General features: G+C 75.0%; 23 protein-coding genes. 7 read left to right on the top strand and 16 right to left on the bottom strand.

Annotated elements, in window-relative coordinates; translation table 11 throughout:
- Window positions 1-32 precede the first annotated feature (32 nt).
- From ACWD3O_RS29225 to ACWD3O_RS29235, 3 genes are all read right to left on the bottom strand, one after another.
- The gene (locus tag ACWD3O_RS29225; protein ID WP_451417981.1) at window positions 33-1,076 is read right to left on the bottom strand and encodes a hypothetical protein; all 1,044 of its coding nucleotides are present in this window, start codon (window positions 1,074-1,076) and stop codon (window positions 33-35) included.
- Window positions 1,077-1,262: 186 nt separating this feature from the next.
- A complete protein-coding gene (locus tag ACWD3O_RS29230; RefSeq protein ID WP_451417982.1) occupies window positions 1,263-2,084 on the bottom strand; it encodes an inositol monophosphatase family protein in 822 nt (273 codons plus the stop codon).
- Window positions 2,085-2,190: 106 nt separating this feature from the next.
- Window positions 2,191-2,502, bottom strand: coding sequence for a hypothetical protein (locus ACWD3O_RS29235; RefSeq protein WP_451417983.1), 312 nt, complete (start codon window positions 2,500-2,502; stop codon window positions 2,191-2,193).
- Window positions 2,503-2,621: 119 nt separating this feature from the next.
- Here ACWD3O_RS29235 and ACWD3O_RS29240 point away from each other — a divergent pair, with 119 nt between their 5' ends.
- The 6 genes from ACWD3O_RS29240 to ACWD3O_RS29265 all read left to right on the top strand — a co-directional run bounded on the left by ACWD3O_RS29240 (window position 2,622) and on the right by ACWD3O_RS29265 (window position 9,001).
- Window positions 2,622-4,463, top strand: coding sequence for a hypothetical protein (locus tag ACWD3O_RS29240; protein WP_451417984.1), 1,842 nt, complete (start codon window positions 2,622-2,624; stop codon window positions 4,461-4,463).
- Between the two features lie 4 nt (window positions 4,464-4,467).
- Window positions 4,468-4,806, top strand: coding sequence for an antibiotic biosynthesis monooxygenase family protein (locus ACWD3O_RS29245; RefSeq protein ID WP_451412228.1), 339 nt, complete (start codon window positions 4,468-4,470; stop codon window positions 4,804-4,806).
- A 183-nt stretch (window positions 4,807-4,989) separates the two neighbouring features.
- Entirely contained in the window at window positions 4,990-5,874 is an 885-nt protein-coding gene (locus tag ACWD3O_RS29250; RefSeq protein ID WP_451417985.1) for a hypothetical protein, read from the top strand.
- Between the two features lie 182 nt (window positions 5,875-6,056).
- Complete coding sequence (locus tag ACWD3O_RS29255) at window positions 6,057-7,235, top strand: M14 family zinc carboxypeptidase (RefSeq protein ID WP_451412226.1); 1,179 nt, start codon at window positions 6,057-6,059, stop codon at window positions 7,233-7,235.
- Window positions 7,236-7,405: 170 nt separating this feature from the next.
- On the top strand, window positions 7,406-8,194 hold the full coding sequence (locus tag ACWD3O_RS29260) for a class I SAM-dependent methyltransferase (protein ID WP_451417986.1): 789 nt from the start codon (window positions 7,406-7,408) through the stop codon (window positions 8,192-8,194).
- Between the two features lie 60 nt (window positions 8,195-8,254).
- Complete coding sequence (locus ACWD3O_RS29265; RefSeq protein WP_451417987.1) at window positions 8,255-9,001, top strand: hypothetical protein; 747 nt, start codon at window positions 8,255-8,257, stop codon at window positions 8,999-9,001.
- A 45-nt stretch (window positions 9,002-9,046) separates the two neighbouring features.
- On the opposite strand, the gene ACWD3O_RS29270 is transcribed toward ACWD3O_RS29265, so the two are convergent.
- From ACWD3O_RS29270 to ACWD3O_RS29330, 13 genes are all read right to left on the bottom strand, one after another.
- On the bottom strand, window positions 9,047-9,874 hold the full coding sequence (locus ACWD3O_RS29270) for an NADase-type glycan-binding domain-containing protein (protein ID WP_451417988.1): 828 nt from the start codon (window positions 9,872-9,874) through the stop codon (window positions 9,047-9,049).
- A gap of 638 nt (window positions 9,875-10,512) precedes the next feature.
- Entirely contained in the window at window positions 10,513-11,079 is a 567-nt protein-coding gene (locus ACWD3O_RS29275; protein WP_451417989.1) for a phage tail protein, read from the bottom strand.
- Complete coding sequence (locus tag ACWD3O_RS29280) at window positions 11,076-13,037, bottom strand: putative baseplate assembly protein (RefSeq protein ID WP_451417990.1); 1,962 nt, start codon at window positions 13,035-13,037, stop codon at window positions 11,076-11,078. Before ACWD3O_RS29280 ends, ACWD3O_RS29275 begins: the two co-directional genes overlap by 4 nt.
- Window positions 13,037-13,459 carry a GPW/gp25 family protein gene (locus tag ACWD3O_RS29285; RefSeq protein ID WP_451417991.1) on the bottom strand — a complete coding sequence of 141 codons (423 nt, stop codon included), beginning with the start codon at window positions 13,457-13,459 and terminating at the stop codon, window positions 13,037-13,039. The genes ACWD3O_RS29280 and ACWD3O_RS29285 overlap by 1 nt, the downstream gene beginning before the upstream one ends.
- On the bottom strand, window positions 13,459-13,767 hold the full coding sequence (locus ACWD3O_RS29290) for a PAAR domain-containing protein (RefSeq protein ID WP_451412219.1): 309 nt from the start codon (window positions 13,765-13,767) through the stop codon (window positions 13,459-13,461). Before ACWD3O_RS29290 ends, ACWD3O_RS29285 begins: the two co-directional genes overlap by 1 nt.
- A 122-nt stretch (window positions 13,768-13,889) precedes the next feature.
- The gene (locus ACWD3O_RS29295) at window positions 13,890-15,713 is read right to left on the bottom strand and encodes a VgrG-related protein (protein ID WP_451417992.1); all 1,824 of its coding nucleotides are present in this window, start codon (window positions 15,711-15,713) and stop codon (window positions 13,890-13,892) included.
- Complete coding sequence (locus ACWD3O_RS29300) at window positions 15,710-16,432, bottom strand: CIS tube protein (protein WP_451417993.1); 723 nt, start codon at window positions 16,430-16,432, stop codon at window positions 15,710-15,712. The genes ACWD3O_RS29295 and ACWD3O_RS29300 overlap by 4 nt, the downstream gene beginning before the upstream one ends.
- Before the next feature lie 85 nt (window positions 16,433-16,517).
- Window positions 16,518-16,943 carry a phage tail protein gene (locus tag ACWD3O_RS29305; protein ID WP_451412217.1) on the bottom strand — a complete coding sequence of 142 codons (426 nt, stop codon included), beginning with the start codon at window positions 16,941-16,943 and terminating at the stop codon, window positions 16,518-16,520.
- Window positions 16,944-17,018: 75 nt separating this feature from the next.
- Window positions 17,019-19,985 carry a hypothetical protein gene (locus ACWD3O_RS29310; protein ID WP_451417994.1) on the bottom strand — a complete coding sequence of 989 codons (2,967 nt, stop codon included), beginning with the start codon at window positions 19,983-19,985 and terminating at the stop codon, window positions 17,019-17,021.
- Window positions 19,986-19,989: 4 nt separating this feature from the next.
- Window positions 19,990-20,148: a DUF6760 family protein gene (locus ACWD3O_RS29315; RefSeq protein WP_164540787.1), complete on the bottom strand. Its 159-nt coding sequence runs from the start codon at window positions 20,146-20,148 to the stop codon at window positions 19,990-19,992.
- Window positions 20,145-20,654 carry a hypothetical protein gene (locus ACWD3O_RS29320; protein WP_451417995.1) on the bottom strand — a complete coding sequence of 170 codons (510 nt, stop codon included), beginning with the start codon at window positions 20,652-20,654 and terminating at the stop codon, window positions 20,145-20,147. The genes ACWD3O_RS29315 and ACWD3O_RS29320 overlap by 4 nt, the downstream gene beginning before the upstream one ends.
- Window positions 20,651-21,091, bottom strand: a complete 441-nt coding sequence (locus ACWD3O_RS29325; protein WP_356138174.1) for a phage tail protein — start codon at window positions 21,089-21,091, stop codon at window positions 20,651-20,653. Before ACWD3O_RS29325 ends, ACWD3O_RS29320 begins: the two co-directional genes overlap by 4 nt.
- A 47-nt stretch (window positions 21,092-21,138) precedes the next feature.
- Window positions 21,139-22,683, bottom strand: coding sequence for a phage tail sheath family protein (locus ACWD3O_RS29330; protein WP_451417996.1), 1,545 nt, complete (start codon window positions 22,681-22,683; stop codon window positions 21,139-21,141).
- Window positions 22,684-23,107: 424 nt separating this feature from the next.
- On the opposite strand from ACWD3O_RS29330, the gene ACWD3O_RS29335 reads away from it, so the two are divergent.
- The gene (locus ACWD3O_RS29335; RefSeq protein ID WP_451418004.1) at window positions 23,108-24,865 is read left to right on the top strand and encodes an eCIS core domain-containing protein; all 1,758 of its coding nucleotides are present in this window, start codon (window positions 23,108-23,110) and stop codon (window positions 24,863-24,865) included.
- Window positions 24,866-24,876: the final 11 nt, after the last annotated feature.

Consider the following 24,876-nt stretch of genomic DNA (forward strand, 5'->3'; position numbering starts at 1 on the left):
CGGTCGGTGTGCCGGCGCGGGGCCGGGCCGTGTCAGGCCTCGCGGGCGGCGAGGCGTTCGGCGCGGGTCTCGGCGGTCGCCGCCCTGCGGCGCGTCTCCCCGAGGCGGCGGGCGGCCTCGCGGGCGCGGTCGCGGGAGGCACGCTGCTCCGCCTCGGCGGCGCGGGCCCCGGCGCGGGCGGCGCGCAGTTCCTGTTCCAGTTCGGTCACGCGTCGTTTCAGGTCCCCGACGCGGTCGGACGCCTCCTGGGCCTCCCGGTCGGCGTCGGCGGTCTCCTCCTCCGCCGCCGCGAGGGCACGGGCGGCCTCCTCGGCCTCCCGCCGGGCGGCCTCCCGTTCGCGACGGCGTTCCCGCTCGGCCGCCTCCCGCTCGGCAGCCCTGCGTTGTGCCGCCTCGCGTTCGGCGGCCTCACGTTCGGCCGCTTCGCGCTCCCGGGCGCCGGGTTCCTGCTCTGCCGCGTCCCCGCGGGCGCGCCGGCCCTTCGCCGCCGTGCGGGCCCCGCCGCGCGGGGCGGCGCGTCCATGTGACGGCGGCTCTTGGCCCTCCGCCCGGTCCGGCGGCGGCACCAGCCGGAGGTCGGGCGGGGCGGCGCCGCCCAGTGCGGCGGCGAAGCCGGGGGCCGCGGTGAGCGGTTTCGCCAGCCGTCCCTCCGCCCAGGCCCTGGCGGCCTCGGGGTCGGCCAGTACGGCGCGGAGGGTTCCCTCGACCTCCTCCCGCGCTCCTTCCCCGACCCGGTGGCCAGCAGCCGCGGTCAGCTCGACGGCCTGCCGGGCGAGTGCGGCGACGAGAAGGTTCTGCTGCCGGGACAGTTCGCGCAGCGATCCGCCGTCCAGGTCGAGGTGTGCCTGCCGCAGGGCCTCGCCCAGGGCGAGCAGCGGCTCGATCTCCTCCTGGCGCTCCCGGACCAGCAGGTTGCAGGCCCATGCGGAAAGGGTCGGCTTCCGCAGGGCCTTGATGCTCGCGGCCAGCTTCCGGTCGCCCTCCGTGCGGGCCTGCGCCGCGCGCTCGTCACGCAGGCCGGTGAACGCGTCGGGGCGCGCCCCGTAGAGCTCGTCGGCGACCTCCTCGAAGTCCACCCGCGCCTCCCTCCGTCCGGGACACCGAGTCTGTCACCGTTCGCGCGCGGGCCCTCGGCGGACGTCCTCCGTCCGGCGGATCCGCGACACCCGAGGCAGAGCTGGGGTGTATGCGGCGAGCACCAGGTCCGCCCGTCCACCCGTGGCCCGCCTGAACGGACAGCACCGTCATGCTCGGCTCCGCCGTCACCGCCCGGTCTGCGCCCGGACCGCCTCCAGCAGCGCCTCGTGGGTCTGCCGGTCGGCCGCCGCGATCAGACCGTTGCGCCCGGTGTACGGGGCCCGCCCGTCGAGCCCGGTGACCACGCACCCCGCGGCCTCGCAGAGGGCGGTTCCGGCGGGGAAGTGCACACTGTCGCGCAGGTCGCCGTCGGTGACGTAGGCGGCGCGGCGGCCCGCCGCGACCCAGGCGACGGCCAGCGTGGTGGAGACGACGCGGGGCCGGAAGCGCCTGGTGAACGCGGGGTCGGACAGGAGGCGGGCGGCGAGGAAGCTGGGGGCGTTCGGGAACGGCGGGTCGAGGTTGAGGTCGACCAGGGCGGACCCGGCCGAGGGGGTCAGGTCCGTCTCGGCACCGCTGCCGGCGAGGAGGCGGGCGCGGTCGCCGTCGGTCCAGTACACCTCCTCGCTGAACGGGTCCGCGGTGGCGGCGGCCACCACGCGGTCACCGGCGCGCAGGGCGACGTTGACGCCCACCAGCATGGAGTGCACCGCGTAGTTGAGCGTGCCGCAGAGCGGATCGACCAGCCACCGGCGGCGGGCCCCTGCCTCCCCGGTCGCCCCGCTCTCCTCCCCGGTCACCGCGTCGCCCGGCCGCAGGGCGCGCAGCACGTCCAGGACGGCCTTCTCGGCGGCGAGGTCCGCCGCGGTGGCGAAGTCCCCGCCTTCCTTGTCGAACCGTTCCGGCGCACCGCCGAACATCTCGCGCACCACCACCGCCCCGGCCCGCGCCGCGACGACCGCCACCCGCGCGTCCGTGTCGCCGGCCCCCTCGCCCATCGTCAGCATGCCGCGAGCCTAGTGGCGGGGTCGACCTGGACCGACCGGTCGGATCGCCGAGCACGCGAGGGGCCCGGACCTGGCACCCGCCGTTTCCGGTATCGGTGCCGGCCCGTCACACGCTCGCGAAGGCGGAGATCAACGTGTCGGCCCGGAGGCGGAGTTCGCGGTTCGGGAGGCCGGTGACGGTGACCATCAGGACGTCGCCGCCGGCGGCGCGGGCCAGCGACACCTCCACCTCGGCGCGGGTTCCCACCAGGGGGTAGGCGTACCAGCCGTCCGCGCGCTCGTCGTCGGTGTCCTCGATGCCCGCCGCCACCGTCCGCCAGTCCGTGCCGTCGAAGGCGTAGCCGACGTAGTGGGAGAGCAACTGGAGGAAGGGCAGCAGGTTCTGGCTCCATATCCAGCCGCTGACCGGCTCGGCCATGTTCCCTCCCGCCAGGGAGGGCCCGTCGGTCCGTCCCTGGAATTCACCTTGCCCGAAACGGCGTTCGTCTGCGAGCCTCCCCGCATGACAGAACGAAAGGACATCCGGGCCCTCGTCCGGTGACCCGCACAGACTCGTGGGACCTCGGCGGTCCCCTCTCCGACGGCCCCTCGCTCCTCGACCTGGCCCGAACGCCGAAACCGTCCCTCCCCCGGGACCCGTGCCCCAGCGCATCGGACCGCGGCGACCGTGCCGCGCCCCGCCTCGTGGCCACCGTCGCCCGGGTCGTCTCGTCCTCACCTCCGCCGCGGGACCTGCTGGCGGTGCTGGACCGGCGGCTGAGGCGGATCCGGTGGGACGTCCAGGAGCGCCGGCTCCAGGCGCTGATCCGGCAGCGGGCGCTCTGCCCCGACCGCCTGCGCGCCCTCGCCCGGTGGCTGGTCCGGCACTCCACGCACTCCAACGCCGTGCGCCTCGGCATCCAGCTCCTCGCTCTGGTCGGCACCGAGGACGACCGCGACAGCGAGGTCCTCATCACCCTGGGCGCCCTGGGCGCCTTCTCCCGGCAGATCGCGCCGGCTCTGGAGCGGTGCTCCCGCGATGCGTGGCGTGCCCGCTTCGAGGTCGCGCGGCGTTCCGAGGGGTGGGCCCGTGTGGACGCGGTGGGACGCCTGGAGGGGGCCACGGACCCGGCAATCAAGGAGTGGCTCGTGCGGGACTCCTGCACCGGTGACGTCCTCGACAGCTACTTCGCCCTGACCGCCGCCCGCACCGGCGACCTGGCGGGCTTCCTCGCCCGCGAGGTGCTGGACGCGTCGGCCCTGGACGGCGCCTCCCTGCTCATCGAAGCGCTCACCGACCTCGGCGGCCCGGGCGCCGCCCTGGGCGCCTACCCGGAGGCGGTCACCGCCCTGGAGGGGTTCCTGCGCCACTGCCGGACCGAAGGTGCCTCCCTGCGGCGGCTCTCGACGCTGCTGACGCTGGACGCGTTCCTGGACTCCCGTCTCTCGGCGCACCTGTGGACCGACCCGCGGGTTCCGCGTGTGCGTGCGGAGGTGAAGGCCCTGGCGACCGGCCCCGCGGCGCGGCGGCTCGTCGTGGACGGACTGGAGTCGGACGAGGACCGCGTCTTCCGCCCGGCCGCGTGGGCCGCCCGGCGGATGGGCGTCCGCGCACATTCCGCCCTGCTGGCGCGGGTGGAACGCACACCGCTCGACTCCGGCTTCTGGTACCTCCTGGTCGACGGCTGTCCGGCGGACGACATCGCCCGCGTCGTGGCCGCCGCGGAACGCCTGCTGCCCCTGGCCGAGCTGCGGACGGGACCGTCGACCGATGTCGGCCTCGGCCGGGAGTTCAGGACCGACCAGGTCCTGGACATGATCGTCAGCCGCCTGGGCACCCACCCGGGCCACGGCTGGAATCTCCTGGCCACCGCCCTGCGCAACCGGACCACCCGCAATCGCCGGATGGCCCTGAACGCTCTCGGCGAGTGGCCGGTGGACGCCGTACCGGCCGCCGCCGTACCGCTGCTGGAAAGGGTCGCCGAGGAGGAACCGGAAGCGGAGCTGCGGGAGTTGACGCTGACACAGCTGCACCGGCTGGCCCCGGACGGGCATCCTCCGGTGAGGGCGGAGGCGGATCCGGACCCGGTGGTCCCCGACGAGGTCCTCGCCGCGCACCGCACGGCCGTCGTCGCCGACCTGGAACTCGGCGAGCACTTCCGGGTCCACGGCCCGGTCGCCGGGTGGGACACCAGAACCCGGGCCGCGGGCGCCGAGTTGCAGCGTGCCCGCGAGGCGGCCGGGAACGCGGTGGACCAGGCCGTCCGCGCCAGCGGCCTGAGGGAGTCCCGGGCGGGCCGCCGGGCGCTCGGGCGCGCCCTCGCGCGGGCGGCGGAGGGCGTCGAGGACGCCTGGCGTGCGAGCCGCCTGGAGGAGCCCCGCGGCGGTACGGCAGGATGAGGGCATGAGCGTCGTGAAGATCAACGTCCTGAACGTGCCTGCCGAACAGCGGGAGGTGCTGGAGAAGCGCTTCGCCTCGCGGGCGCACGCCGTGGAGAACTCCGACGGGTTCGAATGGTTCGAACTGCTCCGTCCGGTCGAGGGCACCGACACCTACCTCGTCTACACGCGCTGGCGTGACGAGGAGTCCTTCCAGGCGTGGATGGAGGGTCCGATGAAGTCCGCCCACCAGAACGGCGGCCAGGCGGAGGGTGAGCGCCCGAAGCCGGCGGCGAGCGGGTCCACGCTGTGGTCGTTCGAGGTCGTCCAGCAGGCGGGGCCCGGCGGCGGGCAGAGCGCCTGAACCGTCACCGACCGGCCATGGGCCGCTCCCGCGTCACCCGAGGGTGACGCGGGAGCGGCCCTTCTCGTTGCCCGGCCTCCACCCCCCTTCGAGTTGAACACGTTCAAAAGCGTGGCAGGATGGTGCCGGCGGCCGCGCCCGTGCGGACCGCTTTCCGCGGCATGCCGTGAAGGGGGAGGGAGCATGGCCGGTCGAGGCCGGAACTACGCCTGGATGCTGACGATGTCCCTGCTGGTGCTGGGGTTCGAGGCACTGCTGGGGCTGGTGGCCGTGATGGTGTGGGGGGCCACCCTGGAGACGGCCGACGTCGGCCCCAGCGGCCTGGGGCTGGTGGGCCTGGTGGTGTTCCTGCCGGTCGCCGCCCTGGTGGGGGCCCTGGCCGCCGCCGTGCTGTCGCACGTGGTGGTGCTGCCGGCCGTCTGGCTGGGCGACGCGCTGGCGCGGCTGCTCGGCCGGTCGCCGGCGTGGTGGTGGGTGCTCCTCGCGGCGGTGGCCGTCCCGCTGCCGGTGGTGGCGCTGGTGGAGTGGCGGAACGGCCACGGCCTGGGGTGGGCGACCCTCGCCCGGTGGGCCCTGGTGGCCGCGGTCGCGGTGCCGCCGGCCCTCCTGTGCCGGCTCCGCGGGCCGGGGCGCGGCTGGGCGCCGATCGGTGTGGTGGCGCTCTGGGGCCTCGGCGCGGTGGTCGGAACCGGCCTGTTCGGCGGGGTGGCGCTGGCCACCGGCGTGGTGGAGTCCTACGAGCCGCCGCGCGTCTCCCGCGAGGTCCTCACCGGCACCTGGTCCGACGGTGAGGAGGGCTTCCTGGTCCTGCGCCCGGACGGCACCGCGAGGGCCACCGGGCTCGCCCAGTTCGACTTCGAGGAGCGGGTGGCCCCGTGCAGCGGGGAGGGCACCTGGTCCTTCGACCCCGGCGCCGGCACCTGGGACCAGTCGATCGAGATCGCGATTGCCGAGTGCGCGCAGGACGACTGGCAGCTGATGGGCACCCCGGAACGGCCCACGCTGTACTCGTACATCGGCGACCCGGACTCCGTGGATCTCTACGAGCTCGCCCGGCTCGACGACTGACGCCGGGCGCGAACTCCCGTGCGGCGTGCGGCAGTCGGCTGGGGTCAGGCGGCAACGCGCGAGGGCAGGTGGAGGGCGGCGAAAAAACCGGTGTATCGGCCATGTTCACAGCGGGTCCCGGCTTCTAAGGTGATCACGCACGACCCCCCGGAGAGTTGTCCGCAACCACTGAGGAGTAGGGAATGACTGTGCGCCGTTGGATCGCGGGGCTGGCCGGCATGGCGCTGACCGCCGGACTGGGCACCGCCGCCGTCACCATGACCGCCACGTCCGCGGCGGCGATCCCGCCGACCTCGCACTGCGGCACCGAGGCCTCCGGCTCCGGCAGCAACGGGTTCGTCGACCACGCCCAGCTCACCCGCGCGCTCCAGCAGGTGGAGGCGAGCACCGGCGGCACCGTCGACGTCGAGGTGGCCGGCCACTCGCAGCAGGGCAGAGCCATCCACACCGCGCGGGTCGGCGAGGGCGACCAGGTCGTCCTCATCCAGACCCAGATCCACGGCAACGAGATGCACGGCACCGAGGCGGTGCTGGAGCTGCTCAAGCGGTGGGGCGCGGACACCCCCGCCGCGCGGGAGCTGCGGGAGCAGGTCACCGTCGTGGTCATCCCGCGTCTGAACGCGGACGGCGGCGAACTCGACCGCCGACAGAACGCCATGACCTGGGACGAGGTCGTCGCCGACTTCCCGCAGCTCGCCGGCGTCTCCCCGGCGTGGAACTACAACTCCCGCGTGGGCGGCTTCGACGTCAACCGGGACTTCAACCCCGACCTGGACTACGTGCCCGCGCCGCAGGACTTCCCGGGCAACAGCGCGGACACCGGCTGGTACGTCACCCCGGAGGCCCAGACCTCCCGTGACGTCTACCGGTCGCTGGAGGCCGAGTTCGGCACCGTCGACTACTTCGTCGACCTGCACAACCAGTGGTCCTGCTACGCCACCGAGGACCTGGAGCACATGTCGCCGCTGTCCATCTCCGCCAAGTTCATCGACAACCCGGCGGAGTTCGGCGACTGGCCCAAGTTCGACCTGGAGGCCTCCAAGCGGGCGAACGTCGCCGTGTACGAGGCGCTGCAGAACCAGGGCGAGTCGGGCTTCGGGCACCTCACCCTGTACCCGCAGGACACCAACCTCCCGGGCACGGCGCTCGGCTCCTACCAGCTCCGGGGGTCGGCGGTCGTCCTGTTCGAGACCTCGTCGCAGACCCAGTACGACGGCATGAAGCGCAACGGCATGCTCGCCAAGCAGGTCGAGACCGGCCTCGGCGGACTGGTCGACGCGGTCGCGGACGGCTCGGTGGACCGTCTCGACGAGGGCGTCTACGACTCCATCCCGGAGCGCGTCACCCTGCCCGCCGACTGACGCCCCTGGCGGACACCACACGGGGCCCCGGCCGTCGGCCGGGGCCCCGCCCGTACCTGGCCGTGGACGGCGGGGGCGGACCCGCCGTCCCGGCGAGAGGCGGAGGCCGATCAGGGGACACCGCCGTGGGCCGCGCGGCGGGTGGGGGCGGCCCCCGGTAGAGAGGGGGCATGCCGACCAAGAAGCTCAGCGTCAACCGTGCCGCCCTCGGCCACCGCATCGGCTACACCCTGCGGCACCCGGACCGGGTGCCGCGTCACCTGGTGCGCGCCGCCCGCGACATGTGGTTCCGCCACACGTCGTCGGACCACGTGTCCTACTACCGCGCCGTCATGCGGTCCGACACCAAGGCCGATCCGGACGCGGCGGTCGGCAGCCGCAGCAGGGAACGCTGGATGGCGCTGGGGGCGATGCAGTTCGACTACCTGGTCGGCCACGGTCTGCGGCCGGGGCACCGGATGCTGGACATCGGCTGCGGCAACCTCCGGGGCGGCTGGCGCTTCATCGGGCACCTCGAGCCGGGACACTACTACGGCATCGACATCTCGCCGGACATCCTCTTCGCCGCCCAGGACACGGTCGTCCGGATGGGGCTCCAGGCGCGGCTCCCCGTCCTCACCCCCGTCCAGGACCTCACGCTCCGCTTCCTGCCCGAGGCGCACTTCGACGTGGTGCACGCGCACAGCGTCTTCTCCCACTCACCGCTGCCGGTCGTCGAGCAGTGCCTGGCCAACGTCGGCCGGGTGCTCGCTCCCGGCGGCTGGTTCGACTTCACCTTCGACCGCACCGAGGGGGAGGAGCACCACGTGCTCCGGGAGGACTTCTACTACCGCGCGGAGACCCTGCTCGCCCTCGCGGAGCGGCACGGTCTGAAGGCCTGCTTCATGGACGACTGGGAGCGCCTGCCGCACGGGCAGTCGAAGATCCGCGTGCGCCGGCAGGAGGAGCCTCTCGGCTGAAACCGGGCGGGTCCCCGAAGGCGTCCCTGTGACCGGATCCGATCACGGAAGGGGTACGCCATGGCGGTCGGAGGGCCGTACGGGCAGGTCGCAGGGGTCGTGGGGGACGTGTCGCCCGCGCCGGTGCCCTGGGAGGACGTCGTCGCCTTCCGGCTCGGCACCGCGGAGCGGCCGGCCCGCCGCTGGTTCGGCCGGGCGGTCAGGGGTCCGCTCGCGCTGCGGGTGCGGCAGGGCACCGGCCGGAACCGCGTGTTCCCGCCCTGCGCCTTCCCCGGCCCGCCGCCGGCCGCGGGTGCGGCGGACGGGCCCGTGGCGGCCGCGGGTGCGACCGGCGGGCCGGGGGCGGTCGCCGCGGTCTACGCGGACGCCGGCCGGAACCGGCCGATCTGCACGGTGGACCGGCCGGTGCGGCTGGGCCGCGAGCGCCACTGGGTGGTCCGCGACACCGGGGGCCGCGAGATCGGTGCCGTACGCGAGGTACCCGGACCCTTCCGGCGGCGTCCGCGGTCCTGGCGCATCGAGCAGCCCGGCCGGCCGGGGATCACCGGCCGCTCCGACTGGCTGACCTGGAACCCGCTGCGGGTGGTGTGGAAGCTGATCGGTGGGCTCTGGGGGGCGGTGATGATCGTCTTCTCGTTCGCCCTGGACTCCGGAGACGTCGAACTGCCCGACGATCCGCCGAAGTTGATCTGGCGGACCGGCCGCAGGACCGTGGCCACCTCGCGCGGCTCCTGGAAGTTCCGGGTCCGCGCCGACCGGCTGGACCGCCGGCTCCTCTTCGCCTTCACGGTGATCGACAAGCGGTGACCCGGGCGGGGGTTCGCCCGGAGCCGACCGCGAGACGCCTCCGGGTCAGCTCCGGGCGAAGAACTCCACCTCCGCCAGGGCCAGATGGCGCCCTTCGGTCAGGCCCGCCGGTGAACGCAGCGTGATGCGGACCGTCTTGGCGTCGCTGACGCGGACGGGGAAGGTCTGCGGGCCCGGCTTGTCGCTGAGGGTGAGTTCCTTGTGCCGCCGCTCACCGTCCTTGGTCGTCACCTCGAGGTCCAGCCGGAGAGCGCGGGCCTGCCGGGGGTAGGACTGCGGGTTCTTGGACGGGCCGTTGGTGACGATCAGGTCGACGAAGCGGAACGGTTTGCGGAAGGTGTACGTCACCGAGGCTCCCGGAGCCGGTGCTCCCCAGTAGCGGTTGCTGAGCCCGTCGGTGGTGTGGGTCGCCGGATGCCCGGACGTCTCGGCGCTCGCCTCGACGGTCACCGGTGTCACGGACTTGGACTTGCCGAGCTTGTCCCGGGTGTCCTCGACGAAGGCGCGTCCGGCCGGCAGCAACAGGACGCCGCCCGCGCACAGGGCCGCCACGACGACCAGGACGACCAGGAGCCGCGTCGCCCTGCCCGAACCGGCGCGCACGCGGCGGCGGAACGGCCATGTCGTCCGCCACCACGGCAGCGGCTCGGGCTTCTCGGCAGCGTGCAACAGCGTCGCGCAGCGGCGGCAGAACCGGCGGCCCGGCGCGTTGAGCGCGCCGCAGGCGGGGCAGGGCGTGCCGTCCTCCTCCTGCGGCGTAGCCGCGGCCGGCCGTACGACGGGGCGCGGGGCCACCGCCTTGGCGGGACGGACGGGTCCGACGGCGGAGGGGGTCGTACCGGGCCGGGGGGTCCGCGCGTCGGCGGGAGTCACGCGCGAGGGACTGGTGGGAGGGGTCGGACGCTCGGCCGAGGCCGCCAGGGAGGGGGCGCCCGCGGCGGGCCGCGGGGCGGGGCGGGTGGCGGGGCGGGAGGTGGGCTCGGGGGCGGGAGCGGTGCCGGACGCGGCACTGGCGGCCGAGCCGGAGCCGGCGCCGGTACCGGTGCGCGGTTCCGCCTCGGCCGCTCCGGTCGCGCGCGGGGCCGGTGGGGTGCCCGCCTCCGCAGACTCGCCCCGGTTCCGCCCCGCACGACGGGCCCGCGGTGACAAGCCGCGTGACGGCGGGGCAGGCGGCGCGGTCTCGCCCGCCGGGGCGGCGGACTCCTCGGGCGCCGCCGACGGCTCGGGCTGCGCAGCAGCGGCGGAGGCCGCCTCGGGCGCCGAGGGCGCCGCCGCAGAGGCCGCTTCACGTGCTGAGGCCGCCGAGGGCCCCCGCGTGCCCGGGGGCGCGGGCGCGCCCGGGCACGCGGCGGTCGGCGCCGCGTCCGGTGCGGCCGGGGCTTCCGGTGCCTCGGGTGCCGGGGGCGGGGCAGGCGTGGGCTCCGACCAGCCCAGGTAGGCGCCGCAGTTGCCGCAGAAGTCGTCGGTGGGGCCGTTGAGCACCCCGCACGAAGGACACGCGCGCATGGGCGTCACCTCTCTTCGTCGCTGGACGGGCCGGGGAGGATCTCCACCCGGCAGGCGGTGTGCACCGGGCACATGGCCCGGACGACGGCGTGGACCCGGTCCGGGTCGATCGGGGCCCCGTCGCGGCCCGGCCGGACGCGGACCAGGGGCCCGGCGGGGTCGGTGGCCGGCAGGGCGGCGCCGGGGGTGGCGGACCACACCGCGCCGCCGTCGCCGGTGACCTCGGCGTCCGCGCCCAGCGCGAGCCGCAGGCCCTCGACCAGCCCGCGCGCCGTGCCGCGCCACCGGTGCAGTTCCACGGCGCGGAAGACCGCCTCGCGGCGCAGTGCCGGCGGCCGCCGCGGGTCGTCGACGACACCGACCCAGGACGCCAGCCAGGCCACGAAGTCGTCCGGGGCCACCCGCGGGTCGAGGTAGGCGGCCAGGTTGTCCAGGGTCGCGAAGACCGGGGCGAGGACGGTGTCGAGGCCGGCCGTGAACCGCTGCGCGAAGTCGTCGTCGGCGTACAGGGCGGGCAGTTGGGCGCCGATCGGGTACCGGCTCGGCAGGCCGGGGACGGCGGCGCGGCTCATGCTCCCGCCTCCGGCCGGGAGGAGGTGACGACCACCTGGTGCTGGTAGGAGAAGACCAGCGCGCCCTCGGCGACGTCGATGCGGTCGGTCGGCGCGCCGCGCCGGCCGGTGATCGGGTCGGCGGGGAAGAGGCGGATGTCCTCCACGAGGGCGTCGCCCGCGGCGCGCTGCAGCACGCCGAACACCTCGCCGTACTGCACCGGCCGCCCGAACGGCCACCCGGTGCCGTCCAGCCCGCCGTGCAGGGGGTTGAGGTGCCGGAACAGGGCGTCGAGCGACGCCTCGCGCACCCGGTCGACGTCGCCCGGTGCCGCGGTGAGCCGGGCGACCACGGTGACGCCCTGGTAGACCGGCGGTTCGACCACCAGGCGGGTGCCGATCAGGCGGCGCTCGTCGAGGCTCTCGGTGATCGCCCGCAGGACCTGGTCGGAGGGGATCAGCTGCTCGAAGCGGAGCCGGTCGTCGCCCTCGTCGGCCACCGCGTCCGGCACCACCAGGACCCGGACCGCGCCCGCGCCGTCCTCGGCTGGCAGGCAGCGGACGCGGCGGGCGGAGGGCGCCGCCTGACGGGCGATGATCTCGTGGTCCTCGGCGGTCACCGCCCGTTCCTGCGTCCGCAGCGCCCGCGGCGCGCGCAGTCCGGCGTTCTCCACGGTCTCCCCCGCGACGCCGCCGCGCGCCGCCTCCCGGTTGACGACCCGGGCGACGTACGGGACGGAGGAGCGCAGCACGGAGATGGCGCCGCGGGCGACGTTGCCCTCCGGGCCGCCGCCGGTGCGGTAGCGGGCCACCCGCACCTGGGCGCCCTTGGGCGGGACGGCGCCGCACTGCCGCAGCGTGCCGTCCGGCTCGCGCAGCACCGGCGGGAAGCCGAACTCGCCGGTGGTGGCGTCCACACGCACGTGCCGGTCGTCGGGGCCGGAGCGGCCGAAGTGCTCGACCACGTCCCAGCGTTGCCAGCCCTCGTCCGTGGACACCTCCACCACGGGCGGCTCACCGTCGAGCAGGACGGGCGGGCGGCCGAGCCGGAACGACTGTCCCGCGACCCCTTCGGAGGTGCCGAGCGGCACGTCGGTCACGGTCTCGGCGTGTTCGACGGACATGGTGCCGCCCACGGTGAACACCGCCGCCTCGCGCACCGTCGGGGACTCCGAGTAGAACGGCTGGCCCGGCTCGGCCTCGGTGACGCGGCAGCGCAGCCAGCCGGCCCGGGTGCCGCCGATCACCGACGCCGTGTGGCCGGCCGGCACGTACACCACGACCTCGCCGGGCCTGTTGAGCCCTCCGGTGGTGTCCGGGCCGGTCTCGCAGACCCGCCAGCCGCCGCCGTCCCACGCCTCCCAGGCGAGCGGTGGCTGACGCGGGTCCACGCCGACGCCCTCCACCCGGCTGTCCAGGCGCACCGCCACGATGCAGCCGGGCACGGCCGTCGGCAGTCCGAACAGCAGGGCGTCGCCCGGCTGGGGCGCGGCCTGGAAGCAGGGGATGTCGCGTCCTTCGGCGAGCGTCCCGGTGCGGTCGGTCTGCTCGCCTCCGTGGTGGGCGGTCACCAGGCGGGTCAACTCGCTGGGCAGGATGTGCAGGTCCGCCGTGGTCGTGAAGACCACCGACTCCTCCGCCTCGCCGGGCGCGGTGGTCACCTCGGTGCCCGCGGGCAGCGTCACCGTGTCGGGCTGCGGCGCCGAGAGCCAGAAGTCGACGTCGGCCACGGCCGCGGCCGGCGGGAAGAGGCGGATGCCGAGCAGGTCGAGGAAGGCGATGTAGTTCTTGTCCGGCACCCGGTTCAGCCGGTACAGCAGCTGGTCCACGAGGTACGCGAAGGTCTCGATCAGGGTGACGCCCGGGTCCGAGACGTTGTGGTCGGTCCATTCCGGGGCGCGTTGCTGCACGTACCGCTTCGCCTCGTCGACGAGTTGCTGGAAGCGGCGGTCGTCCAGGTTCGGGGAGGGCAGGGCCATCAGTCGGCGACCAATTCCTCGGCCCCCTCCTCGGAGGGGATCGTGTAGAAGGGAAAGACCAGGTTGCGGCGGTCGTTGGTGGACCGCACGGTGTAGCGCACGTCGATGTAGAGCGTGCCGTCCTCGACGGCGTCGAAGGCGACGACGACGTCGTCCACGGTGATGCGCGGCTCCCACCGTTCAAGGGCCTCGCGCACCTGCTGGGCGACGCGTCCGGCGGTGGCGCCGTCGCCGGGGGCGAAGACGTAGTCGTGGATGCCGCAGCCGAACTCGGGGCGCATGGGGCGCTCGCCCGGCGCGGTGCCGAGCACCAGGCGGATCGCCTCCTCGATCTCCCGTTCCCGGTCGACCAGGGCGATGCCGCCGGTCGGCCCGACCCGCAGCGGGAAGGCCCAGCCGCGCCCGATGAACCGTTCGCTCATCACACTCCCCCGATCAGGACGTTCGGGGCGCCGGTCAGGATCACCGCGCCGCACACGGTCCGGTCGCGCGCCCGCGCGGCGGGCAGTCCGCCGATCAGCACCGTGGCGGCGACCGGGTTGGGCAGGATCACGTTGGCCGGTCCGGTGGCCGCGTGCGGCGGTATCGGGCAGGTGTGGAGGCTGCCCACGACGGCGGCGGGCCGGCCGCCGATCAGCACGCGGGCCACGGTCGCGGCGGCGGCGGGCGGCGGCGTGGCGATCACCCCGCCGTGGGCGGTGGGGTCACCGGTTCGGGCTGCGGCCGGCATGCGTTGCTCCTCGGGGCGTCGGCATCGGGAACTCGGGTCGGGGATTCGGGGTCGGGGACTCGGGTCGGGGACTCGGGGTCGACGGTGTGGGCGGGAACGGGTCGACGAGTGGCGTGGTGTGGTCAGTTGATGCGGATGAGCTTCGCCTTCAGGACGCCCAGCAGGCCGCCGTCGACGGTGACGTCCTGGATGCCGCTGACGCTCACCGAGCGGCCGCCGACCTTCACGCCGACCCGGCCCTGGATGTCCACGTTCCGGCCCGACACGCTCACGTTGCCGCGCCCCGCGTCCAGGGTGATGCCCTGCTTGTCGAGCAGGACGGAGGTGAGGGGCTGCCGGCCCTTGGCGAAGACCGTGAGCTCGATCCGGTCGCGCCGGTCGTCCAGGAAGACCTCGAGGCGCTCGTCCCCGGTGGTGAGCCGGACGCCCGACGGGCCCGGCGCCCTGGCGTCCAGCAACTCCACCCGGTGCCCCGAACGCGACACGACGGAACGGCGGTTGACCTTGCCGGTGGTCCCGTCGATCAGGGGGACGTCGTGCGGCGACGGCTTGTCGACGCCGTTGTAGAGCCCCCCGATGACGTAGGGGCTGTCCAGCAGGCCCTGTTCGAAGCCCACCAGCACCTCGTCGTTGACCTCGGGGCTCACCACTCCCCCGCCGCCCTTGCCGCCCCACTGCACGGTGCGGACCCAGTCGGTGGTGTACGTGTCGTCCAGCCAGGGGAAGCGCAGCTTCACGGCGCCGGTCTCGGCGCCGCCGGGCTCGCGGACGTCCGTCACCACGCCGATCGCCAGTCCCGGCATGCGCGGCCCCCGGCCCGGTGCGTTGGCGCCGGTGACCAGGCCGGTCAGGGAGCGGTCGGGGCTGGCGCTCACCCACACCGTCGTCCGGTATCCGCCGTGCGGTTCCAGGACGTGCTGCACGGCCGTGGCCGTGTACCGGCCGGAGAACGCCTGTCCGACGTTGCCGAGCGCCACCGGCTTGCCGGCCCGCAGCCGCGGGTTGCCCTCGGCCACCGCCTCCAGCTCGCCGAAACCGGCGCTGACCTGGGCGGCCGTTGCGGCAGCCGCCGCCGTCGTCTCCGCCTGGGTGCGGTACGGGGTGTCGGTGACCGTCAGCTTCGCCGACCTGCCGAACCGGGCCGCGAACGCCGGGCTCAGGCCCGGCACCACCGTGTCGCTGTCCACCGACGGCTGCCGGGCCACCAGCGGCCGCTTGGTGGTCACGTCCCAGCCGCGCACCTCCACCTGGGAGGCGCCGTCCGCGGCCGACAGCGAGGCGCGCAGCGCCAGCAGGTTGCGGCCGTACTCCAGCACCATCGGGTTGCGGGCGGCCGAGGTCGCCGGCGCGGGCGCAGCGGACGCCTTGCGCGGCTTGGTGAACTGGAGCAGGCCCTTCTCGTCGACGCGGACCTGCGCGCCGCTCTCGGCCGCCAGGTGCTGGAGGAAGTCCCAGTCGGACACGTTGGCCTGGGAGAGCTGCCGGTAGGTGACCGGCGCCGCCTCCACGGTGCCGCAGGCCAGCCCGGCCCCGGCGGCCACCTTGCGGACGATCGCCGCCGCCGTCATGTTCCGGTAGGCGACCACCTTGCGGCCCCGCTGGAGTCGGTGGGCCTTGGAGAAGGCGCGCACCACCGTGAAGGAGCCCGAGCGGTCCCGGTCCACCTCGAGGGCGGTCACCTCGCCGTCGAAGAGCCGTTCCCGGGCCTGGCCGGACACGGTCACCACCGACACCCTGAGCGGGGTGCCGATGGTGATGCCGGTGGCCCTGAGGAACTCGTGGTCGGGGTCGCGGAAGGTGAGCTGCGCCGCGTCGGGCAGCCCCACGTTCTCGTCCACCACGCAGCTCACCAGCTGCGCCGCCCAGACGGGCGGAAGTTCGCCGGGTGTCTCGACGACGGGATCCGCCGCGAACGACCGGCCGCCCTGTGCTCCGGACGCGCTCACCGCTCCTCCTCACCGCCCGCGTCGCGCAGGCCCGGCACCACCAGTTGGGTGCCGGGCGTCAGCGCCATCGGGTCGTCGATTCCGTTCGCCTCCGCGATGACCCGCCAGGCCGTCGCGTCCCCGTACTCCCGCCAGGCCAGCAGGGCCAGGCTGTCGCCGGCCACCACGGTGTGGGTGCTGCGGGCCGTGCGCGCGCCGGACGTCGGGTTCTGGCCCGGCGGGTCGACGCTCGCCTCCTCGATGGACAGGGAGCAGGTGGCCCGCAGGGGTTTGCCGTCCACGTCGAACAGCGTGTAGCTCACCGAGAGGCTGGTGAGGACGCCGTCGAACGAGGTGGTCCGCGCGCTCCCCCACTCGAACCGCACCCACGGGCTGGCGGGCTTCTTGCGGCCCAGGCTGGCCGGGGTCGGCACGCACGCCTTCATCAGCTTCTCCACCGCCTGCTCCACGGAGTTGTCGTGGGTGGCGGTGGCGTCCAGGAACACCTGCAGGCTCAGCTCGCGCGGGCCGCTGCCGACGAACTCCGGCAGCGCCGACTGCTCCGCCATCCGGGACGGGGAGCGCCGCCACTCGGTGCTCTTGCGCAGCTCCAGGGTGGAGGGGTTGAACTGCAGGTCGAGCCGCGCGATCGTGCCGCCCGGCTTGGCGCCGACCGAGGCCGGGGGCTCCTTCAGCGTCAGCTGGGCCCTGGCCCTGCTGGAGCGGACCGCTGGGGACATCCGGTGCCTCCTTTCCGTGCGGCGGGTGGGTGGGTGGCGGGTCGGGGTCGGGGTCGGGGTGCGGCGGGGCCGGCGGGTGGTCGCGTCAGGACCAGCGCAGGCCTTCGTGGGCGATCTCCAGGCTTTCGACGGCCGCCGCAGGGTTCGAGGGGTCGAAGGACGGGCCCTGCCAGCGCACGGGGACGATCCCGAACACCTGCCAGCTCATGATCGGGGTCAGGTCCGGCCTCAGGGCCACGATCTCGCCGTCCTTGGGCTCCACCCGCTTCAGCGTCTCGTCGAGCCAGCGCCCGATCTTCGCCGAGTCGGCGGTGACCGGCCGGGTGAGCGTGATGTTCGACCAGGTGACGCGTCCGGGCAGTTGCCAGGTGAAGCCGTTGTTGCCGCCCTCGGCGTAGCTCTCCATCTCGACCTCGGCCCCCATGCCGGAGCAGGTGTGGAAGGCCCCCAGGTCGTCACCGCCGATGGCGAGCCGGAAGAACACGCTCGTCGCGAAGATGCTGTCCGTCATCCGTTCCCTGACCTCGTCCGATTCCTGGTTGTTCTCCGTGCCCGCGTCCGCCGCGCCGCTGTCGCCGCCGTGGTCTCAGCGGCGTCCGTCGTGCGGGCGCCCGGTGCGTTCCCGGCCGCGCCGCAGTTCGGCGCGGAGCAGCCGGGCGACCGGGTCGAGCAGGCGGCGCGCCAGGTCGTCGAGGTCGAGGCCGGCGTCCCGCGCCGGATCGGTGCCACGGGCCGTTCCGGCGGCGGAGGCGGAGCCTGGGGTCTGCGCCGTGGCGGGCGAGGACGCCGACCGGGGCCGGCCACCCGCCGGGGCCGCCGTGGCGGGCACGCGCGGAGGGACGCGGTCACCGGCGGTCCCGGACCGTGGCCCGGGGCCGGTGCGCTGGACGGTGGTGGACGCGCCGCCCGAACCGCCGTCAGATCCGGCACGCCTCCAGCGGACGACCGGCACCTCGCCCGCCGCGGCCGGGATGCCCGCCACGGCGGGCGGCCGGTCCGCGAGCGGCGCGGCCTGCGGCGCGGTCACCGGCAGGGCCCGCGCCGGGACGGCGGCGGATGCCGCGGGTGCGCCGGTCCCGGGCGCACCGGTCCCGGGCTCCCGGGAGGCGGGCGGCGCGGGCCGCACGACGGGGACGCGCTGGACGGGCGCCGGGCCGCCGGTCGGCCCTGGGGCAGCGCCCGGCGTTTCATGACGGCCGGTCACGGCACGCCGGCCTGGCACACCCGCCGGGACGGCAGGTGCGTTGCCGGGGCCGGCGGCGGGCGTACGGACCGGAGCGGGTCCGCCCGTGGCCGAGGCGGTGGCAGGCCGGGGGGACACGGTGCGCGCGACGGCATCCGGGGTGGTGGCCCAGCGGGCCGCGACCACCGGTCGGCTGCCGGCCCGGGCCGGAGGTGGGGCGGAACCCTCCGGGAGCATGGTGTTCAGGGAGAGCGGGCGGGCGGCGAGCAGGGAAAGGCTGCGCGACACGGGCAGCGGCCGCGTCCCCATCACGCCCGAGGGACCGTGCCCCACGCCACCGTGACCCGGCGCGGCGCCCTGGGCCACACGCCGGGCGACGACGAGCGGCACGGGGCTCGCCTTGCCGGACGCGGCTCCGGGCGACTGCCCAGCGGCGGGACGCTGCCCGCCCGGCGACGCGGTACCGGGTCGCCGCTGTTCCCGCGGAGCGCGGCCCGGTGCGGCAACGGCGGGCGCAGGAGCTGGACTTCCGGTCACGGTGGTGGGCTGAGGCGGCGTCACCACGGGCGTGGCGGGGCCCTCGACGTGCGGCGCGGTGCCGGGCTGTGCGGTGCCGGGCTGCGTGGTTCCCGGCTGCCCGGTGCCCGGCTGCCCCGTGCTCGGGCCCGAGGCGTCCGCCGCGAGGCTGCGCTGCACGCCGCCCCTGCCCAGCAGCGGCGCGTCCACCGTCGGACGGGAAGGGCGACCACCCGGCACCGGGCCGGAGGCGGGTGCGGAGGCTTGCGCGACCTCGGCGCTCGGCGGCAGCGAGGGCAGGGGTGCGCCCAGGCCGCCGCGTGCGCGAGCGCCCGTGCGGGTCGGTCGGTCCGCCCCACCGGCACGGGGGGCGGAGCCCTCGGCACCGCTCGCGTCGTCCGTGTGGCGCTGGACGACGGGAAGCGCCGGACCGGACGCGCCCCGGCCACCGGGCGGGACGGCGGCGCCGCTGGCCAACGGCACAGCGGTGGGCGGCAGCTCGCTCAGCGGTGCGCCGAGCGGCGCGCGGCTGACCGCGCCCTGCGCCGGGGTGGCCGGTGGGACCGGAGCGGAGCGGGTGACGGGAGCCGGAGGGTGCGCGGGCCGGAGGGCGGGGACGCGGCGCACCGGGTCGGCCGGGCGCCGGGCGACGGTCAGGGCGGGCCCCGCCGGGCGGGGCCGGACGGAGGGGCGGGGCGCGTCCGCGCCGGAGTCCGGGCCGTCCGCGCTCCGCGGCGCGCGTCCGCCGGCACCGGACGCGCGCCCGGAGTCGGTCCCGGGCGCTCCGGACCGTGTCCGTGGGGCGGCGGGACGGTCGGCCGCGGGCCGGGCCGGGGCGCCGTCCGCGGTCGCGCTCGGGACCGCCGCCACGCGCCGCACCAGCGGGATCTCCGGCACGGTGGGCCCGCGGTCGGCGTCGGCGGGCGGCACGACCGGGCCGGTGCCCGGCTCCGCCGTCCGCTGGACGGCGGGAGGCGCGGAGGAGAGCACGGCGGGTGAACTCCCGGACGTCAGACCACGCTCACGCGGAGCGTCGCCCGCACGTCCGCCGCCGGTGGCCCCGTCACGTCCGGGACGCCCCACCACGGGCTCCCCACCGCCCGGGACCGCACCGGACGAAGCCGCACCAGGCACAGCCGAGCCGGCACCGGGCACAGCCGAGCCCGCACCGGACCCGGCCGAGGCCGCGCGGGACACACCCGGTGCCGCACCGGACGTACCCGAGGCCGCGCCGGACGAAGCCGAGGCCGCGCCGGACGAACCCGTGGTGGACGCCCGCCCTCCCGGCCGTGTCCGCCGCGCGACCCGCGGTGTCCGGGCCGTCGGCGGACGGGGCGTACCGCCGGAAGCCCCGGCGTCACGCCCAGCGGCGGCCGCCGCGCGGGTGTCCACCACCCCCGCGTCCGCACCGTCGCCCTGCGGTCCCTCGGCGTCGTCCACCCGCAGTGACCGCAGCAGCAGGGGCCCGCCGCCGCCCCCGGTGGCCTGCGGGGCGGCCGGGCGGGTGACGCCGCGCACCAGGCCGGTCGGTGCCGTGGGCAGCACGGCGTGACCGAGGCCGGAGTCGAAGGACGGGTTCTGCCAGGCGGCGAGGCCCGCCCGGAAGGCGAGGCCGTCGCTGACGCCGAGCGGGGCCCGGGAGACGGTGAGCCGCGGCGGTGGGGTGCGGCGCCAGCCGCCGTCCCAGTCGCCGGGCACGGAGGAGACCCCGGCGCCGGGCACGGAGGAGCCCCCGGCGTCAGGCGCGGAGAGGGCTCCGGCGTCGGGCGCGCTCCGGTCCGCCGCCGCGCCGGACGTGCCGTCCGCGGTGGTCGGTCCGGCGGCCCGGCGGCGCAGCCTGTCCCGCCATGCCATGTGCTCAACCGCCTTCGTTCACGCGGGTGTTGATGCGGGCGATCTCGGCCACCCACTGACGGCGTTCGTCGTGGGTCAGGTCGAGGATCTCCTCGCGGGGCCAGTGGAAGTGATAGGCGACGTACGCGATCTCCTCCCGGAGCCGGGGAAGGGCGTACGTCACGATTCCCCCAGGCGCCCGCCCGAGAGGTCGACCTCGAAGCCACCCTCGCAGTGCGGGCAGGTCACCGCCGCCCGGGTGTGGCCCTCGCTGTTGACGCGGCGGTAGAAGTCCTGGAGGAAGGCGACGTCGGTGGCGTACATCCGTTCCACGATCCCGGCGTGCACATCGGTGATGGAGCCGATCCGGGTGATCACCTGGCTCAGCAGCACCACGCTCAGGTACGCGGGGTTCTCCTTGACCCGCAGGTCGATCTGGGGGCGCAGTTCGTCCCGGGCGGTGGCCAGGCGCATCGCGCCGTGGCGGTGGACGGTGCCCGCCTCGTCGACGTAGCCGCGCGGCAGTTCGAACTCGAACTCGGTGCGCAGCCCGTGTTCCTCCCGGGGCGGCGGCGGGGCGGCGGCGGGGGATGCCGCCGGCTGCTCGGCGGCGGCCCCGGCCGCCTGGGCGGGCGCCGTCACCTGGAGGATCTCCTCCAGGTTGCCCGCCGTCACCGTACGGCGCCTCATTCGACGACGATCTCCTCGAACACGATGGTGACGGTCTCGGTGGCGTGGGAGGCGTCCCCGGCCTTCAGCGACGGACCCTCCCACTTGGAGGCCCAGCCCTGCATCAGCTGGATGCGGCGGACCGTGCTGCCCTCGGTGTCCTTGATCTCGATGGTGATGTTCTGGCGGGCGGCGTTGACCGCGCCGTTGTTCAGGGTTTCCTTGATCCAGTTGGTGAACTCGCTGCTCTGGTCGAGTCCCCGGGTGATCGTGATCTCACCCGCCTGCCGGCCGCCGGGCTGCTTGCGGATGATCTGCTTGCCCTCCGCGCTGACCTGCTTGATCTCGACGACGTCCTCCTCGACGGTCAGCCCGCTGATCTCCTGGATCGACTCGACCAGGTAGCCACCGAGTTGCACGCCGAAGACGTGGGTGGAAAGCGCATCGCCCGTTGCCATGACTGTCTGTCACCTTTCTTGCGGAGCCGTTGTCACGGTCCCCGGGATCACTCGTCGATGAGGCTGGTGCTGTCGGAGAACTGGGCCAGCCGGAACACCACGAACTCCGCGGGCTTGACCGGCGAGACGCCGATCTCGCAGACGACGCGGCCCTGGTCGATGGACTCCTGCGGGTTGTTGTCGCGGTCGCACTTCACGTAGAACGCCTCTTCGGCGGTGCGGCCGAACAGCGCGCCCCGGCGCCACTCCTCGGTGAGGAACGCCGTGACGTTGCGCCGGATGCTCGACCAGAGCCGGTCGTCGTTCGGCTCGAAGACCACCCACTGGGTGCCCAGGAGGATCGACTCCTCCAGGTAGTTGAAGAGCCGGCGCACGTTCAGGTAGCGCCAGGCCGGGTCGGAGGAGAGGGTGCGGGCTCCCCAGATCCGGATGCCCCGGCCGGGGAAGGCGCGGACGCAGTTCACGCCGATCGGGTTCAGCAGGTCCTGCTCGCCCTTGCTGAGCCGCAGCTCCAGGTCGACCGCGCCGCGGATCACCTCGTTGGCGGGCGCCTTGTGCACGCCGCGCTCGGCGTCGCTGCGGGCCCACACGCCGGCGATGTGACCGCTCGGCGGGACGGTGGTGTTGCGGCCGGAGGCCGGGTCGAAGACCCGCACCCACGGGTAGTAGAGGGCGGCGTAACGGGAGTCGTAGCCCGCCTCGTCGTTGCGCCAGGTCCGCACCTGCTGGGCGGTCAGCCCGGGCGGGGTGTCCAGGACGGCCACCCGGTCGCCCATCTGCTCGCAGTGCGAGATCACGGCGAGCTGCACGGTGCGCACGCCCTCGGCGTCGATGTCGCCGCGCCGGTGGGCGCTCATCAGGTCCGGCACCGCGACCATGGTGATCTCGTCGATGGCCTCCAGGCCGCCGAAGCCGGTGCGGTCACCGGCGTCGCCGACGTACTCGGCCGCGCCGAGGCGGGCCACCTCGCCGGAGCCGGAGGACGCGGGTGCGGCCGGCGCGTCGGTCAGCGCCACGGTCTGGTTGGCGGGCCTGGTCTGCGGGGCGCCCTGCTGTTCGGTGACCTCGACCAGCTTGGAGGCGCGGGCCTGGTTGACCAGGTAGCCCTTGACGTTCTTCCGGGTGGAGACCTCGTACGTCTCCGCCACCTGGTCGCCGCGGCGGACCAGGACCTTGAAGCGGTCCTCCGGCGGGTTCTCGCCGTCCGCGTCGGCGATCTCCACCGACACGCCGGTGACGCCGGGCCGCGCCGCGACCAGGAAGCCGCCCAGTTCGGCCGGCCGGGCCGCCTCGGTCGCCTGCCCCGCCGGGGCGGAGGCGTCGTCCGGGGAGCCGCCGACGCGCACGACGTACGCGGTGCCGCCGCCGTTGGCGAAGTAGCCGTGGAGGGCGTGGGCGAGGTAGGTGCCCTCGGTGAAGCCGCCGAAGGTCCGGGTGTACTGGTCCCAGCTGGTGACCAGCGTCGGCGTGTGGAACGGGCCGGTCTCGGCGAACCCCACGAACGCGGCGACCGCGGTGCCCACCCCCTCGATGGGCCGGGCACCGGACTGCACCTCCTCCACGTACACGCCCGGGGTGAGGTACGTCGGCATGCTCGCTCCTTCGGGTCCTGCGGTTCCTGGCGGTGCTGTCACCTGTGTCCAGGCCGAGTCTGCGGGGCGGAACCACGAGGTGACAGGGCCGTGCGGACCTGGCCGGGGGCAGCGCGGCTGCCCCCGGCCGCCCGTGACGACCGCCCGGTCACCCCTCGGGCCTGCCCCCGCGCTGCCCCCCGGGGCCTGGACGCCCCGCGCGTCGGCACGTTCGACTGGGGGCCGCACCAGAGGTGCGTCGACGAGGAGGCAGCGGATGCGGACGTCCAGGTCGCGTGCCGAGCAGGAGGGCAACCAGCGGACGGCCGCCGATGCCGCGGCCGTCCGGAAGGCGTCCCCGCACGGCGCCGCCGTACCTCCCCCGCTCACCGCCGGCGCCCTCCACACCGCCCAGCGCGGTGCGGGCAATGCCGCGGCGACCGCGATGATCGCCCGCCGAGCCCGCTCCGAGGCCGCCCCCGACGCGCCCGCCACCGGTGTGCGCGACGTGCTGCGGTCGGCCGGTAAGCCGCTGGCCGGGCCGGTGCGCGAGGAGATGGAGGCCAGGCTCGGCGCCGACTTCTCCGACGTCCGTCTGCACACCGGTGCGAGCGCTCGCAGGTCCGCGGCGGACATCGGCGCACGCGCCTACACCTCGGGCAGCCACGTCGTGATCGGTGACGGCGGCGGCGACAAGCACACCCTCGCCCACGAACTGACGCACGTCGTCCAGCAGCGCCGGGGCCCGGTGTCCGGCACGGACAACGGCGCGGGCCTCTCCGTGTCCGACCCGTCGGACCGCTTCGAGCGTGAGGCCGAGGCGAACGCGCACCGGGTGATGGCCGGCCCGGCGCCACAGGCCCCGTCGTCGCACGACGGGACCACGCGGGCGGCGACCGCCGGTGCCGGTCACGCCGTCCAGCGCCGTTCCGCGACCCCGCTGGCCGACCGGATCGGTGACGAGGCGGTCCCGGCCGACGTGTCCACCGCCGTGGCGCGCTACGACAAGCTCAAGGATTTCGACCTGCAGCTGCAGATCCAGGAACTGCGGGCGATCCAGGCGCTGCTCCCAAACGCGCCCGGCCCGGTGCGGGACACGGTGGCCGGCGAGCTGCAGTTCGTCACCGCCGAGCTGGAAGCCCTCCGGGCGACCCTGCAGGGCGAGGACGGCGCCTACGACCTGATGACCCAGCAGGGGCTGCTCTGGACGGAGGAGGGCTTCCCTTACAACACGGGCGTCATGGAACGGACCGGGCGGCCCTATTTCGAGGCGCTCTCGGCGGGGAACCTGCAAGGTCTGCAGGCGGAGAACGCAAGCCCGGTGGACGCCGAGTGGTACGGACGGATGCGTGGCGAACTGGAGCAGGAGCTGCGCACCTTCGTCGTCCGCCACTACACCCCGGAGAGGAGGGTCAAGGGCCTCCTCTCCGACGGCATGCAGTCCCGGGCAGGCCTGGAGGCGAACCACGGGGGCGGCGAGAACAACACGGACCCCTACGACGTCCACGTCCTGGCCAACACGGGCTTCGTCTTCTTCTACCTCGAGGCGCCCGATGCCGGGTTCCGCGACTCCCGCTTCACCGGACCAGGCGTGGCGGGCGACGAGGGGCGCAAGACCCGCATCACCCTGGGCCTCGAGGAGTCGGGCCTGCTCAGCAAGGGCTGGATCATGCTCAGCGACTTCTCGGCACGGGAGTTCCCGACCTTGCTGGCCAAGCGCGAACCGGCCGTCGAGCTGCGGAGCGTCTCCAAGAACATCAACCACTTCATCAAGAACAACAAGGGCTTCGCCAGACTGCGCGAGCACAAGCGCGACGGGATCGGCGGGACGCCGGCCCCGCAGGACGTGACCCAGGAACGCCGCACAGAGTGGAACAAGGTGCGAGGCCAGCTGGCCGACGAGGCCAAGGGCAGGCAGGTGTATACAGGCCCCAAGGTCGGGAGGGAGCCGGCCGCCAAGGTGGAGCGCCCCGAACTGCTGCACCAGAACCTGCTGGTCGGCCGGGACATCGTCCCCGGTCTGGTCGAACGCGCCCTAGCCGAGGTGCACCGGATCGACGAGGTCGATCCCAAGGCGGGGCAGGTGCTGCGCGCCAAGAACGCGCGGGACCTGCTGCTCTTCCTCCTCAAGGACGTGATCCGCCCCCAGGCCATGGTGCCGGGCCCGGTCCACGTGGAGGAACGGCACATCGAGTACGCCTGACCACCCCGGAG

Source organism: Streptomyces sp. NPDC002640 (assembly GCF_053592575.1).

Excerpts from the sequence above, each read along its gene's own strand:
- ACWD3O_RS29335 (WP_451418004.1), top strand. The coding sequence starts at position 23,108 with ATGATCGCCCGCCGAGCCCGCTCCGAGGCCGCCCCCGACGCGCCCGCC.
- ACWD3O_RS29250 (WP_451417985.1), top strand. The coding sequence starts at position 4,990 with ATGGCCGGTCGAGGCCGGAACTACGCCTGGATGCTGACGATGTCCCTG.
- ACWD3O_RS29275 (WP_451417989.1), bottom strand. The coding sequence starts at position 11,079 with ATGAGCCGCGCCGCCGTCCCCGGCCTGCCGAGCCGGTACCCGATCGGC.
- ACWD3O_RS29310 (WP_451417994.1), bottom strand. The coding sequence starts at position 19,985 with ATGGCATGGCGGGACAGGCTGCGCCGCCGGGCCGCCGGACCGACCACC.
- ACWD3O_RS29320 (WP_451417995.1), bottom strand. The coding sequence starts at position 20,654 with ATGAGGCGCCGTACGGTGACGGCGGGCAACCTGGAGGAGATCCTCCAG.
- ACWD3O_RS29255 (WP_451412226.1), top strand. The coding sequence starts at position 6,057 with ATGACTGTGCGCCGTTGGATCGCGGGGCTGGCCGGCATGGCGCTGACC.
- ACWD3O_RS29235 (WP_451417983.1), bottom strand. The coding sequence starts at position 2,502 with ATGGCCGAGCCGGTCAGCGGCTGGATATGGAGCCAGAACCTGCTGCCC.
- ACWD3O_RS29325 (WP_356138174.1), bottom strand. The coding sequence starts at position 21,091 with ATGGCAACGGGCGATGCGCTTTCCACCCACGTCTTCGGCGTGCAACTC.
- ACWD3O_RS29330 (WP_451417996.1), bottom strand. The coding sequence starts at position 22,683 with ATGCCGACGTACCTCACCCCGGGCGTGTACGTGGAGGAGGTGCAGTCC.
- ACWD3O_RS29285 (WP_451417991.1), bottom strand. The coding sequence starts at position 13,459 with ATGAGCGAACGGTTCATCGGGCGCGGCTGGGCCTTCCCGCTGCGGGTC.
- ACWD3O_RS29260 (WP_451417986.1), top strand. The coding sequence starts at position 7,406 with ATGCCGACCAAGAAGCTCAGCGTCAACCGTGCCGCCCTCGGCCACCGC.
- ACWD3O_RS29265 (WP_451417987.1), top strand. The coding sequence starts at position 8,255 with ATGGCGGTCGGAGGGCCGTACGGGCAGGTCGCAGGGGTCGTGGGGGAC.
- ACWD3O_RS29230 (WP_451417982.1), bottom strand. The coding sequence starts at position 2,084 with ATGCTGACGATGGGCGAGGGGGCCGGCGACACGGACGCGCGGGTGGCG.
- ACWD3O_RS29245 (WP_451412228.1), top strand. The coding sequence starts at position 4,468 with ATGAGCGTCGTGAAGATCAACGTCCTGAACGTGCCTGCCGAACAGCGG.
- ACWD3O_RS29300 (WP_451417993.1), bottom strand. The coding sequence starts at position 16,432 with ATGTCCCCAGCGGTCCGCTCCAGCAGGGCCAGGGCCCAGCTGACGCTG.
- ACWD3O_RS29280 (WP_451417990.1), bottom strand. The coding sequence starts at position 13,037 with ATGGCCCTGCCCTCCCCGAACCTGGACGACCGCCGCTTCCAGCAACTC.
- ACWD3O_RS29290 (WP_451412219.1), bottom strand. The coding sequence starts at position 13,767 with ATGCCGGCCGCAGCCCGAACCGGTGACCCCACCGCCCACGGCGGGGTG.
- ACWD3O_RS29305 (WP_451412217.1), bottom strand. The coding sequence starts at position 16,943 with ATGACGGACAGCATCTTCGCGACGAGCGTGTTCTTCCGGCTCGCCATC.